The sequence below is a fragment of the Peribacillus sp. Bi96 genome (assembly GCF_918698115.1).
In the GTDB taxonomy this organism is placed as follows: domain Bacteria; phylum Bacillota; class Bacilli; order Bacillales; family DSM-1321; genus Peribacillus.
In genome coordinates this window covers 103,393-117,058 of sequence record NZ_CAKKLV010000005.1, presented here as the reverse complement: position 1 = coordinate 117,058, position 13,666 = coordinate 103,393, and the positions used below count along the sequence as shown (strand labels likewise).

Genomic DNA, 13,666 nt, shown 5'->3' with positions numbered 1-13,666 from the left:
AGAAGGGGAGCGAATCAAATGATGCTGCTTACCAGTTTTATCATAGTCGGGGCATATACGTTTTATTTTTCCAAAAAAGCCAATCGGAATAAAGGTAATATTGGCACGAGCCTGGGTAAATGCATGGTCATGATGTTAAGCATGACGACAAGTTTAACCTTGAGTTTAATCCTGGCATTTTTGTTACCCGGCATGCTGGCGGTTTTAACTGTTGTAGCCATCGCAATATGTGCCATAACAGCCTTCATCATTGGAAGGCCATTCGGTTTAACTGCGGTAATGGAATCTCTATCAACAACTCTGATGGGGGCGATGATGGGCGCTATGCTTGGGGTCATGCTGCGTATTGATTCACAAACTTTCATGCTCGTTTCGATGGATCTGATTTATCTTGCCAGTATATTATTTGTGACATTTAATATAAAGAGGCATGATGTAAAAGAAACACATCCAACAAAAAGACTGAGGGAACTTGCTCCTTTCTTCCTGACTCTCTTGTTCTCCATCATCATTATCGGAACGACGGCTGCTTGGGAAAGTGATTTTTTCAAGGTCGGGAATGATCCGGAAATGGACATGCAGCATCATCAACATGGTGGATAGCTGCTATGGAGACATGGAGAAATAATATTTTCACTCATCAAAAAGGGCTGCGAGGGCAGCCCTTTTTGTGTTGAATCTATTTGTGGCGGATGTGTCTAAATCCAAATCAATCTTCCCTTCATAAAAATGATACTTCATAAAATTACCAAGACTCAATTCAAAGAATGCGAACATATTAAAAGAAGACAAAAAATTTCCTGCATTGGATTTGAACTTACATATGGGGGTTGAAGATGGATATATTATTAGCTCTCTTACCGGCATTATTCTGGGGAAGCATCGTTTTATTCAATGTGAAACTAGGTGGGGGACCCTATAGTCAAACATTAGGTACAACGATTGGCGCCTTGATTTTTTCAATTGGGGTTTTTATTTTTGCTGATATTAAGTTGTCTCTTTTGGTGTTTGGAGTAGGGGTTGTCTCTGGTCTTTTTTGGGCTGTTGGACAAGCTAATCAGCTTAAGAGCATTGATTTAATGGGCGTATCCAAAACGATGCCGATCTCAACCGGGTTGCAGCTCATATCGACCACCTTATTCGGAGTCATTGTTTTTCACGAATGGTCCACAATGAAAGCGATCATTTTAGGGGTTTTGGCCTTAGTTTTCATTATTATTGGTATTGTCCTGACTTCATTGGAAGATAAAGAGTCAAAAGAGGGTAAAAAGGGCAACTTGAAGAAAGGAATCGTTATTCTCCTCATCTCGACGTTTGGTTATTTGGTCTATGTGGTCGTTGCCCGTCTTTTTGATGTTAATGGCTGGTCGGCGTTGTTCCCTCAAGCGATTGGTATGGTGATAGGCGGTCTGTTATTGACTTTTAAACATAAACCGTTTAACAAATATGCGATTCGGAATATCATTCCCGGATTGATATGGGCTGCAGGTAACATGTTTTTATTCATTTCCCAGCCTCGTGTGGGAGTCGCTACGAGTTTTTCCCTATCTCAAATGGGCATAGTCATCTCAACTCTCGGCGGGATCATCATTTTACGTGAGAAGAAAACAAAACGCCAACTGATTGGAATCATTATTGGAATTATCTTGATCATCATAGCCGGGATTATGCTAGGACTGGCAAAAAGTTAATTGGAGGGCGATGAAATGTATACAGATATAGAAGGTAAGGTCGTTGTGATAACCGGTTCATCCACTGGGTTGGGAAAAGCGATGGCCATTCGCTTTGCACAGGAAAAGGCAAAGGTCGTGGTTAATTATCGCAATAAATCAGAGGAAGCGGATAGTGTATTGGAAGAAATCAAAACCAATGGTGGGGAAGCTGTTGCAGTGAAAGGCGATGTCACTGTTGAAGAAGATATGATTAACCTTGTTCAATCTGCGATAAAGGAATTCGGCAAACTTGATATATTCATTAATAATGCAGGAATAGAAAATCCTGTTCCATCGCACGAAATGCCGTTAAGCGACTGGAATAGAGTAATCAATACCAACTTGACAGGCAATTTCTTAGGCTGCCGTGAAGCAATCAAGTATTTTGTAGAGAACAATGTTAAAGGGAATGTAATAAACATGTCCAGTGTACATGAGATGATTCCCTGGCCCTTATTCGTTCACTACGCAGCAAGCAAGGGCGGTGTGAAGTTGCTTACGGAAACCCTGGCGCTTGAGTATGCGCCGAAAGGGATTCGTGTGAACAGCATTGGGCCTGGAGCCATAGCCACGCCAATAAATGCTGACAAGCTTGAAGATCCCGAAAAGAAAAAGGATCTGGAAAGCATGATTCCAATGGGGTATATCGGAAAGCCTGAGGAAATTGCCGCGGTTGCTGCATGGCTGGCTTCTTCAGAATCCAGTTATGTAACGGGCATCACTCTATTCGCTGATGGCGGGATGACCAAATATCCTTCGTTCCAAGCTGGAAGAGGATAAGTCATCCGCTTGGAAAAGGCGCAAATCAGCCATTGAGGTAAAGGGTCGCTTCTCACGATTCTTGATTAAAATAATCCCGGCAGGATCAATTCCTGCCGGGATTTTTGTTTAAAAGATTATCGAGTGTGATGATTATACCAGTTTATGAAATTATCAACGACCGTATCGATGAACTGGACAGTCGATTCATGTGTAAGACTTCCGTCACTATCGATTTTATCATGCACGGCTCCAACGTATACTTCATTCCCAGGGAGAAGTGGGGAGGAGATACCTAGAGCAAATAAGATTTCACGCAAATGCAATTGAGCTTTAACTGTTCCTAATTGCCCCATGGACGCACCCATGATCCATGAAGGTTTACCGATCAATACCTTATCGACACGCGATAACCAATCGATGGCATTGCCCAATACCCCTGGAATCGTCCCGTTGTATTCAGGTGTTACCCATAGGACTGCATCTGCATCAGCCACTTTACTTTTAAATTCATTTACGACTGCAGGAGGATCATTTTCAATATCTTGGTCATAGAAAGGAAGATCCCGAATGTTTAAGATTTCGAGATCAAACCGATCTTGATATCTAGTTTGAATATATTTAGCAAGCTTTAGGTTATAAGACTCTTTACGAATACTTCCCACTATTGCAACAACTTTCATCATCATTACCTCCGACAGTTTATTTTTCATGGATAATCATGTTAATAAGTTCCACTTACCTATTATAATTGGAAATTAAATAAAATGGAAAAAGGATGCTTAGGAAATAATCTTTCAGCGATCCTAAGAAGCGAGCATTCGTTGATACCAAGTAAGTGCATGAGCCGTTTTTAAGGCCACCTATTTTCCTGTTTCAGACATGTACATGTAAAATCGACTCTTTAGCTATGAAAAAATGATTCATTCTCGCAAGCTGTACATGAATATGTTACAATTTTTCCAGTTGAAACTGGACGATATTCTGAAAGATCATCGGTTTTCAAAGTGTTAGCCGTTCACTATGGAGGGGAGGAGGTCTAGCATGCAGGATGATAGGAAAAGTGAAGTATTCTCGTGGTTGAAATCTATCTTATTTGCGATAATGGTCGTATTTATTTGCCAACAGTTTTTATTTACGCCAGTGACCGTCAAAGGTGAATCCATGGAGCCGACTTATGAAAACGATGATCGGATCGTAGTAACTAAAGTCGGAAAGCCCGAACGTTTTGATATGGTTGTATTTAATGCTCCAGACAGGGATGAGTTGTATATAAAAAGGGTGATTGGTTTACCAGGTGACAGTGTAGTTATGCAAGATGATGTGCTATATATCAATGGGAAAAAGTATACAGAACCGTATTTGGAAACAAAAAAAGCGGAAATTCCAAGGGGAGAAAATCTGACGGAGAATTTCAACCTGAAAGATTCGTTTGGGAAAACCAAGGTACCAGTTGGTTCTTTATTTGTCATGGGGGATAATCGCAGGAATAGTTGGGATGGAAGAGGATTTGGTTTTATTTCTGAGCAGTCACTTGTAGGCAAAGCGGAAATTCGTATCTATCCTTTAAATAAAATGGGAGCGCCGAAGTAATAATCGTAGATAATTATGTGGACGATGTTATATTTATAACAGATGATGGATAAGAACCTTTTCCGATGGGGAAGGTTTTTCATTTTGAATTTTGGAGGGGTTAATATGACGAATGGGTTAGCACCCATCTCCATCCCGATGCTGGATGAAGAAATGGGACGGCAAGTGAAAGGCCATGTTGATTCGCTGACTGTTCCTCAGGGAAGCTTAGGACGTCTTGAAGAATGGATCATCGAATTGGCCAAGATGACAGGAGCGGCATTTCCTGACATTTCGAAACCGGGAGTGATCGTTTTTGCAGCAGATCATGGAATAACGGAAGAGGGAGTTTCTGCTTATCCAAAAGAAGTGACAGAGCAAATGGCACTCAATTTCTTGAATGACGGAGCAGCCATCAATGTATTCAGCCGTGCGATAGGCGCTTACTTGGACATTGTAGATATAGGGATCGATGCAGATATCGAAGAACCGGAATTAACCTCAAGAAAGGTCCGCCGTGGAACCAGGAACTTTTATAAAGAAGATGCGATGACACGGGAAGAAGTCATTCAAGCGCTTGAAATTGGATTTGACCGTGCACAGGAAATGATTGCTCGTGGAGCGAATTGCCTGATCCTTGGTGAAATGGGAATCGGAAATACGACAGCCAGTTCCGCCATCATCTCGGTCGTAAGCGGGAAAAGCGTAGAATCACTAGTGGGACAGGGAACAGGATTGAAATCGGAAGGTATTTTACATAAGCAAAGAATTATTGAAAAAGCGATTTCACTAAGAAATCCTAGTCCCGATGATCCTATCAATATATTAATGAAAATCGGGGGATTCGAGATTGCAGGTATGGCAGGTGCCATGCTCGCTGCAGCGAACAGCCGTATACCTATTCTTGTTGACGGATTCATTACGACCACCGCTGCTGTCTTGGCCAACCTTATTTCAGACCGTGCAGCCGATTATATGTTTGTTGGACATCAATCGGCAGAACCAGGTCATAGAACGGCCATAGAATTACTGGGTAAGAATCCGATCCTCGATTTAGGAATGAGAATTGGAGAAGGAACAGGAGCCGCCGTGGCATACCCTATTCTAAAGGCAGCGACATTGGTCATTAAAGAGATGGCAACATTTGAATCGGCAGGTGTATCAAATAAGTAAGAAAAAAGAGACCTTCAATGTGAAGGTCTCTTTTTTTATAAGACTTCAATCCGCTTTTCCAGCTCCACGACAGGAATGAATGAGCCTTTTAGTTCCCTTGCTGAATGGTTAGTTGATCTTTATATTTTTTCATCTTCCTAACGACGGAAGGCTGGCTAATCCCTAAAAATTCAGCCATTTCATAGGTGGATTTACATTGTTTACTGGCTTTCAACATCATCCATTTTTCCACTTGTTCAAGAGCGGTCTTTAGATCATGGTCCTCAACCATCATTTGATCGATCATTAGGATATCATCTTTTTTTTCCAGGGATTCTTGTCCATGGAAATGGGAGGGGAGGAAGCCTGGGAAAATGATGGAGTCTTCCGAGGTCAAAATGAGCCGTTCAATTAGATTTTCCAATTCCCGCACGTTCCCTGACCATTTATGCTTAATCAGGATTTCGTAAGTGGAAGGGTGCAATTTCTTATCGGTTTTGTACTTCTTGTTGATGATTTCGAGATTATGATTGATTAAGATGGCAATATCTTCTTTTCTTTCCCGTAAAGGCGGTATTTGGACGGGAATCACATTTAAGCGGTAATACAAATCGAGCCTGAATGCTCCCTTTTCAACCATTTCCTCAAGGTTTTGATTGGTTGCTGTTACAAGCCGGAAATCTATCTTATGCTCTTTCTTTCCGCCCACTCTTTTAAAAGTCTTCTCCTGCAGGACATTTAATAGTTTTACTTGCATATCCAGGGGAAGTTCCCCGATTTCATCCAGAAATAAAGTTCCGTTATCTGCCTGTTCAATCAGACCTTGCTTCCCATGCTTTTGCGCCCCGGTGAAGGATCCTGCTTCATAACCAAACATTTCAGATTCAAAGAGACTTTCTGGAATGGTACTGCAATTGACTTCGATGAATGGCTCTTTGCTGCGGTAACTTTGATTATGGAGTCGGCGGGCAAAGACGCTCTTTCCAACCCCCGATTCCCCAAGAAGCATGACGGTGGCATCCGTTTTGGAAACACGGAGTATCGTATTGGCGATTTGCTGCATTTCCTTGCTGCGATAGATCAGCTCTTCCTGTTCCCTAAGTTCCTCGACCTCCGATTGGTATTCTTGGATTTTTTTCTCCAATTGCCCATATTGATCCTGGAGGTTCCTGATTTCAGTTTGATCTTGAGCATAACTGACGACACGGACCAAATCACCATCATCATCAAAGATGGGAAAGGCAGTCGACATGACGATTTTCCCCGTCTTTGTCTGCTGCATAATCTGGACAGGTGTTTTTTCTTTCAATACCATGGCGGAAATCGAAGGTGAAAGTATTCCTTCCGTTTCGAGCTGGTAAACGGATTTTCCTAGATAATGGTCGGGTTCAATTCCATAAATCCACCAATGGTTAGGATTCGTAAATAAAATGAATCCCTTTTCATCGGTCACGGTAATATTGTTATTGGAAGTGCTAATGATGCATTCCAAAACTCTTTTTACATTCTTATCACTCATCATTTTCCCCCTATCCCATTGTTCCGGTGATTCAAATATAAATCAAAAACAAGGAATAAATCAAGAATTTTCAGATACCTTAATTTGAAATTGAATCATTTTTCATACATATGGCATATGAGCACCTTGAAAGGATATCGAGTGGAGGGAGTGTCAAACTGTTATATATATGAACTTAACAAAAATGGACGTTTCGTGAGCTGAAGTGGTTCTTTCGATGCCGCCATCAGAATAGCTTAGAATCGTATTTTCGAAATATAGAAAAATAAAAAGTGAAGTGAAAATTGATATTGGTTTTACTTTGCTTTGCAATAGGTTTTTCATTTTTGTCACTTTGGATGACTTCCGAGGAGATAGGGATATATCTCTTATATTGTTTCGGAACCTCCCTGATGCCGAGGTCGATTATGGTGAAGTTTAGGAACTATTGCAGTTCCTACTGGTGTGAAAGGTGGGCTGCAAAGGCAGCCCTTTTTTATATGGATAACTAAACGGTTAACCTATATCTGTTTGGGTATAAATAAAGGAGAGATGAATCGAATGAAGGAGTGATTAATTTGGCAGGGAACAGAACCTTGGGACAGTATTTGTACGACTGCTTGAAGGCAGAAGGCATTTCAGAGATTTTTGGTGTGCCTGGAGACTATAATTTCTCATTGCTGGATACTTTGGAAGAATACGATGGAATCGAATTCATTAATGGACGAAATGAACTCAATGCTGGTTACGCGGCGGATGCATATGCCCGTGTGAAGGGCATATCTGCACTGATCACCACATTTGGTGTCGGTGAAATGAGCGCATGTAATGCAGTCGCTGGTGCTAACAGTGAAAATGTGCCCCTCATTCATATTGTCGGCTCGCCAAAGTCCACGATGCAAAAGGAAAAGGCGCTTGCCCATCATACGTTAATGGACGGAGATTTTGACGTTTTTCGTAAGATTTATGAGCACATCACGAGCTATACGGCGATTCTTACACCAGAAAACGCTGCTAGGGAGATACCGGCAGCAATCAGAATCGCGAAGGAAAAGAAAAAGCCCGTTTATCTTGTAGTGGCTATTGATCTCGTGACAAAACCGGTGATTTCTCAAAGCAAGCTTTCGGAAAATGAATCAAAAACGAATGATGATGCACTGCAGTCAGCGATCGAGCACATAAAAAGAATGTTAGAGCCTGCAAAAAAAGCAGTTCTGCTTGTCGACGTGAAAACACTTCGTTATCACCTGCAGAATTCCGTGCAGCATTTGGCTGAGCGGTTGAATGTTCCAGTCGCTTCGTTGATGCAGGGGAAAAGTGGATTTGATGAGAGCCATCCTCAGTATATTGGTGTATACGGCGGAGCTTTCGGATGTATGGATGTAACCGAGATCGTTGAGGGGGCGGATTGTGTTATTGCCGTTGGTCCAGTTTGGTCTGACACAAATACCTCAAAAAGTACGGCAAAGCTTAATCCTCTTAAAATGGTAGAGATTCAACCCGACTCTTTAAAAGTGGGAGCAGCCAGCTATATGAACGTCAAGGCGGAGGATATTTTACATGCCTTGCAGGAAATTGGCTACAGGCAGGATGAATCTGTTGGAAAAATATCATTTCCGTATGACACGATGGTTGAGGACCCAGCAGCACTACTAAAAGCGGCTTCCTATTATCCACGTATACAGCAGATGTTGAAGGAAAATGACATTGTGGTCACGGAAACGGGAACATTCTCTTATGGGATGTCACAGGTTAGATTGCCAAAAGGGGCGACATATATAGCACAGGGAGGATGGCAGAGCATCGGGTATGCGACGCCCGCTGCCTTTGGTGCTTGTATAGCGGATAAAAACCGCCGTGTTCTTTTGTTTACCGGTGATGGCTCAATACAGCTGACGGCACAGGAAATCAGCTCGATGCTTGCGAACGGCTGCAAACCGATAGTTTTTATCCTCAACAATAACGGCTATACGATAGAAAAATATCTAAACGTAAAGGTCGATATCGAAAAGCAGAAATATAACGATATACCAGAGTGGGATTATACAAAACTAGCCGAAGCTTTTGGCCAGGAGGCGTTCACTGCGAAAGTCGAGACGAATAGGGAACTGGATGATGCCATCGTAAAAGCTCAGACCATGAATGCCGAAAAACTTTGCCTTATAGAAATGATCGTGAAAGATCCAATGGATGGACCGGAGTATCTTCAAAAAATGAGGCAATACCTTGAGAAGCAAGAGAAACAACAGTAATACCAAAAGGCCTTCTGTCAGGGAAGGCCTTTTTTGAGTGGGTGAAACGGAGTGCACACTTATATACCAAGAACCTTGAGTAAAGAATGCTTCAAGGATGTGAAAAAAGTAAACAGAATATTTCCAGCTTTGTATGACACAAATAGAACAGACTTAGCTGTCATCGGTATAAGAAGACGAGCGCCTTTGATTGTTTTTTTTATGTACGTAACGCCGGAGAAGGATAGACCAAAAGCCTAGGAAACATATCGCGTTTCACTTGGCTTCTTTGGCATGCCTGCTTTTGGCTTTTTCACCACTCACTAGTTTGATGGGCATGAAACGCAGCCTCATTGTAGAAAGCATCATCTAAGCTTTTATGATTAAAAGAAACAAAGGATTGGGCAATCCAAATCACCTGAGTCCTACATACCTGAAGATAAAGGGGTAGTCTTCCAAGAGTGGTCTCTGTCATTTCAAAATTGAAACCGAGAAGCTTTAAATTGAGAGTAAGATGAAGAAGATCATAAAGTCACATATTTAGAAAAAATCCATTTCCAGTAGGGTTAGCTATTTCTTAGTAGATAAGGGGGAAAAAGAATGCGTAAATCTGTATCATTATCGCGGCTAATAGAGTCGAATAAAGAAAAACTAATCAATAATCAGATGTTTATAGATCGGGTAGAAGAAAAAATGGATAAAAAGCAAGTGGAAATGCAGGAAAAACCATAAAAAAAGGCAGGTGATGATGATGTTATTAAGAAAAGCCTGGTATTTACAACAAACGATTACCTATCATAGAAAAAAGAAGGATGAAATAGGTGAACGAAAGGATTTATCAAGCCTTGAAGGAGTCCGTGTCAGTAATCAACTCAATTATGCAATTTTGGAAATGCAAAGGTTAATGCGCAAGTGAGGATGGATTCAAAAAAATAATCATGGTCGGAACATTTGTAGGTATAGGTGTAACCGATTATTAATTTCGTGAATATTAAATCTATTCACGCTGAGAGAGTCTTAAAGCCATTAACCCTCCCTCTATTTTTGCATGTAGAAAGGCACTAGCTCCTTATGTTAAATATTAACATGTAAGAAAAAATTAAAAAAACGGAAGTGTATTAGGTTGACGAAAAATGAAAAGTTAAACTTGGAATCTGGTTTTTTCAAAATGTATTGGATTAAAATTAATAAAATGCTATTAAGAAAGATAGGCGGTTTATTGCCTCAATCGAATCACCCATTTGGGAAAATATTAGGCAGGAACTTCAGGAATTGGACTGCGAAACAGATTGCTAAAGAATTTGGTCAGGGAATTAGCGTTGAAAAAGGAGCTGAAATTCAACCCTCAGTTATATTGAAAGACGGTTGCACAGTTGGGGTTAATTGTAAGGTAGGTGCAGAAACGATTATAGGAAAAAACTCAAAGTTGGCTCCAGATTGCATGATCTTTACAAGAAACAAGAAGTTCCACAAAAAAGAAGGGAAATTTTATGGGTATCGGGAAGTCAAGCCAGTTATTATAAATGATAATTGTTGGATAGGAGCAAGGGTTATTATTTTGCCAGGAGTGGAAATTGGGGAAAGTTGTGTAGTTGGCGCAGGATCCGTCGTCACTAAAAGTATGCCGCCTTTTTCAGTCATTGCAGGTAATCCAGCCGAAGTAATGAAAGGCTTACTAACTGAAGAGGCACAAAAGGAAAAAATATAACCGGTATATATCCAATGGAAGAAAGAAGGGTTATTTAATCGGGTTTCAAATGACCTTCCTAGGAGATGATCGGAAACGGAAGCAAGGTTTCCTCGTTACAAGGAACAGTGTATATTGTACGTGTTCAGGTAATAAATGATCTTTCAAACATTTTATTAAACAGCGGTGGTAGCGCAATTTCAATTCTCGTCTTTTAATGAGACGGGATTTTTTAGAGGTGAAGGATACCACCCTTCGGGGAATAGTTGAAAAAGTTATGAATGCAAGTATTAAAATAACCGTCATAGCGATTTTGAAAAAGGAATCGCTTTTCTTATGAGACGAACAAGTACAAATGTGCCATAACAGCATTTTGCGGCTTTTAGGAGCTGCTGGTTTGATTCCTAGAAGGAATGTAACGTCATTATTAGCTGCATCAGAATTTGGTATAAATGAATATTCAAAGAAGTTCAATATCTAATAAAAAGGACAGCTTAAATTTGTATATTATAAAGAGAAGAATTTTAAGGGGTCAACTAAAACTACCTATTCAGATTTTTAAAATTAAAAAGAGGTGTTGTTAATGAGTAAGTATTGGTCTTATAAAATATTTTTAACTAGTGTGTTTATTATTGCCTCGATTATCTTTTATAAATTTGGATTTACTAGTGAAGGTTTAGTTTATTTTGTATGTTTTGCAATTCTTTTAAGTGTTTGGAGTATTATTAATCGTAAAATCAATTATAAAAAAAGACTTATTACTTTACGAAAAATATAAACACATTTTAGTTAACAAGTAACCGCTAAGAATCTAATAAAATGCTTGATGACCAAATTCATTTGCGTCAATAGCCGTTTTATTGGCACCACTACAGGGGAAGTCCAACGTCTTCACAGCCTTTTTGATTAATCAACACGCCACAAGGTAAAGAATGCATTGTTTCTTCCTCATCTTTTTCGAAGGAGTAGTTATGGGTAATGTATACAGAAATATCAGTATCCTCATTTTATCGCTAGTAGCGGCCTTCTCTCTCCAATCCGTCGCATACGGGAAAAATCCTGCCTGTGAGCCTTCAACGGGGAAAACCATTCATTTAAAAGACAAAGAAGGCAATCTAAAACAAATATTGACACTCGCACCAAATTCTACTTCGTCAACGGTACGGACGACCCTGAATAATGCCATTACGTCGGTTGCAGGCTATCCAAAAGATGAGTCGAGTGGGAGTCGGGGCACCTTACATTTATCAAAAGGAACATTCACCTCAAGTGCCTTTCTTCTTTTGAAAGAAGGCGTCACACTACAAGGAACAGTGGAAAATGGGAATCCAGCCACTACAATATGTACGGAATCAAAAAGTGATCCGGTCACCATTAAAATGGCGAGTGATACAGGCGTCAAGAACATTATCCTCGATGGGAAACGCAGGACGGAAGATTCGGAAGGGAATCCAAAAAAGTATTACTCCTCACGGCACAGAGGCATCGAAGCAACAGCTATTGAACAAACTAAATCCACAGATGATTTGGTTTCTACATACCCCACCTCGACACTGCTACGCAATATCACCATTGAAGATACCCACATCATTGGATATGAGGGATATGGCATTTATTTAGAGCGTGTAGAAGGGGTAACCATCAAAGGTTCAGATCCAGAATATAAGAGAAGCATGAAAATTTCAGATATCGGGTACGGGGGAATCGGGGGATATTCAGTCAATGATGTAACCGTCCAATATGCCATGGTCACCGATATCATGCCAGGTGCAACTGTAGGAAGCGCCCAACAAAGCTATGGGATGGCATTTAGTCATCGGAAGGATCCTATGGCGAGCCCGGAAAACCAAGCTAAGTTCCCGCGAAGCCAACAAATCCGCGTCGATCAGAATGTGGTCGCCAATAATCCGACATGGGAAGGGATTGACACGCATTCAGGGCACAACGTGCAATTCACGAAAAACGTCATTTTAAACACGCGCTTTCCAATCGTTGTCGGGGGGATGGATTATGATGAAGGGAAAATTTCAGCCTATCCACCTCGCAACATCACGATTTCCGGAAATCGAATTAATAGTGATGGAGAAGAAACCACCGATGATTATACGAAATATGGGATAAAAAAGGATAATACCATAAAAACCGAAAGAGGAATCTCGTTGAACGGCACCCGATACACCGATCTTTACAAAACAAAGATGGGATTTTTAGAAGGAGTCGTGGTCTTAGGTAATTATGTGAACAATGTGCAAGCTCAAGTAGAAACAAGGGGAGGCATCAGCATTCTCGCGACGGAAAAAGCGGAAATTAGGGGAAATACGGTAGAAAACAGCCTATATTTAGGCATTGTGCTGCTTGGCTCCAATAAAGCTCCAAACATACAAGGGAATATCATTCGTCAAAATGACAGGTACAAGAAACCATTCATCCAAAGTGGAATTGGAATCCGCAGTTCTCTTAAAAATGGAAACCCTACGAATGACAATACGACAAATCCATGGGCCAACGAGATAGATAATGACTTCACTGAAGTTGGTAATCGAACAGATTCCCAAACTACGTTGGAATATAATCTTTTGCATGGCTGGATAAGGTTCACTCCTGCACGCACGAATTTCGTGACTTTTGACTGGACTCAGTATGAAGCGATCAAATTGATGCAGGATAAGCGAGATTTCAAGTGGGAAAAGGAGAAGCAGCGGGAATAATAGTACAAGTTTTATAGTAATTAAAATCTGTGTATTTATGTATGTAAAGTCTAAGAGTTAGGCAGATAAACAAGTTTAATTTACAATATGTGTGGACTCGTTTCAAAAATGGGACGGACCAAATTATTTTTGGTATCGTTAATAAATTTTAATCTTTCGTCAACTCTATCTTTTCTTCGTAAAAATAACAAAAGAAAGTTTGATCAAAATCCTGTATTCATTTTAACAGGATTTTTTTGTATTTGTTGAAACTCCTGAAGTTTCCTCCATTAAAAGGGAAAAGGAGCTTGAGAAGGGAATAATCACATATCAGTTGAAATATATAAGGTATGTACAATAAATCGGTT

General features: G+C 40.5%; 12 protein-coding genes. 10 read left to right on the top strand and 2 right to left on the bottom strand.

Annotation, left to right across the window (positions count from 1 at the left end; translation table 11 throughout):
* Positions 1-18 precede the first annotated feature (18 nt).
* The 3 genes from LQ203_RS08725 (at position 19) to LQ203_RS08715 (ending at position 2,492) form a co-directional block, all read left to right on the top strand.
* Positions 19-603 (top strand): hypothetical protein, encoded by a 585-nt coding sequence (locus tag LQ203_RS08725; protein ID WP_230157247.1) that lies wholly within the window; start codon positions 19-21, stop codon positions 601-603.
* A 233-nt stretch (positions 604-836) separates the two neighbouring features.
* A complete protein-coding gene (locus LQ203_RS08720; protein ID WP_230157246.1) occupies positions 837-1,691 on the top strand; it encodes a RhaT/GlcU family sugar-proton symporter in 855 nt (284 codons plus the stop codon).
* A 15-nt stretch (positions 1,692-1,706) separates the two neighbouring features.
* Positions 1,707-2,492, top strand: coding sequence for an SDR family oxidoreductase (locus LQ203_RS08715; protein ID WP_230157244.1), 786 nt, complete (start codon positions 1,707-1,709; stop codon positions 2,490-2,492).
* A gap of 116 nt (positions 2,493-2,608) precedes the next feature.
* Here LQ203_RS08715 and LQ203_RS08710 read toward each other — a convergent pair whose 3' ends face one another.
* The gene (locus LQ203_RS08710) at positions 2,609-3,154 is read right to left on the bottom strand and encodes an NAD(P)H-dependent oxidoreductase (protein ID WP_230157242.1); all 546 of its coding nucleotides are present in this window, start codon (positions 3,152-3,154) and stop codon (positions 2,609-2,611) included.
* 361 nt (positions 3,155-3,515) lie between these two features.
* Here LQ203_RS08710 and lepB point away from each other — a divergent pair, with 361 nt between their 5' ends.
* Positions 3,516-4,064, top strand: a complete 549-nt coding sequence (lepB, locus tag LQ203_RS08705) for a signal peptidase I (protein ID WP_230157240.1) — start codon at positions 3,516-3,518, stop codon at positions 4,062-4,064.
* A 105-nt stretch (positions 4,065-4,169) separates the two neighbouring features.
* Entirely contained in the window at positions 4,170-5,216 is a 1,047-nt protein-coding gene (gene cobT, locus LQ203_RS08700; protein WP_230157238.1) for a nicotinate-nucleotide--dimethylbenzimidazole phosphoribosyltransferase, read from the top strand.
* 88 nt (positions 5,217-5,304) lie between these two features.
* On the opposite strand, the gene LQ203_RS08695 is transcribed toward cobT, so the two are convergent.
* Entirely contained in the window at positions 5,305-6,717 is a 1,413-nt protein-coding gene (locus tag LQ203_RS08695; RefSeq protein ID WP_230157236.1) for a sigma 54-interacting transcriptional regulator, read from the bottom strand.
* A gap of 554 nt (positions 6,718-7,271) precedes the next feature.
* On the opposite strand from LQ203_RS08695, the gene LQ203_RS08690 reads away from it, so the two are divergent.
* From LQ203_RS08690 to LQ203_RS08670, 5 genes are all read left to right on the top strand, one after another.
* Positions 7,272-8,945, top strand: coding sequence for a thiamine pyrophosphate-binding protein (locus tag LQ203_RS08690; protein ID WP_230157234.1), 1,674 nt, complete (start codon positions 7,272-7,274; stop codon positions 8,943-8,945).
* 579 nt (positions 8,946-9,524) lie between these two features.
* Positions 9,525-9,656, top strand: coding sequence for an FbpB family small basic protein (locus tag LQ203_RS08685; protein WP_230157231.1), 132 nt, complete (start codon positions 9,525-9,527; stop codon positions 9,654-9,656).
* Positions 9,657-9,675: 19 nt separating this feature from the next.
* Positions 9,676-9,840, top strand: coding sequence for a hypothetical protein (locus LQ203_RS08680; RefSeq protein ID WP_230157230.1), 165 nt, complete (start codon positions 9,676-9,678; stop codon positions 9,838-9,840).
* Positions 9,841-10,047: 207 nt separating this feature from the next.
* Complete coding sequence (locus LQ203_RS27485) at positions 10,048-10,632, top strand: acyltransferase (RefSeq protein ID WP_290370548.1); 585 nt, start codon at positions 10,048-10,050, stop codon at positions 10,630-10,632.
* 950 nt (positions 10,633-11,582) lie between these two features.
* Positions 11,583-13,319 (top strand): right-handed parallel beta-helix repeat-containing protein, encoded by a 1,737-nt coding sequence (locus tag LQ203_RS08670; RefSeq protein WP_230157229.1) that lies wholly within the window; start codon positions 11,583-11,585, stop codon positions 13,317-13,319.
* The last annotated feature ends 347 nt before the right edge of the window (positions 13,320-13,666 follow it).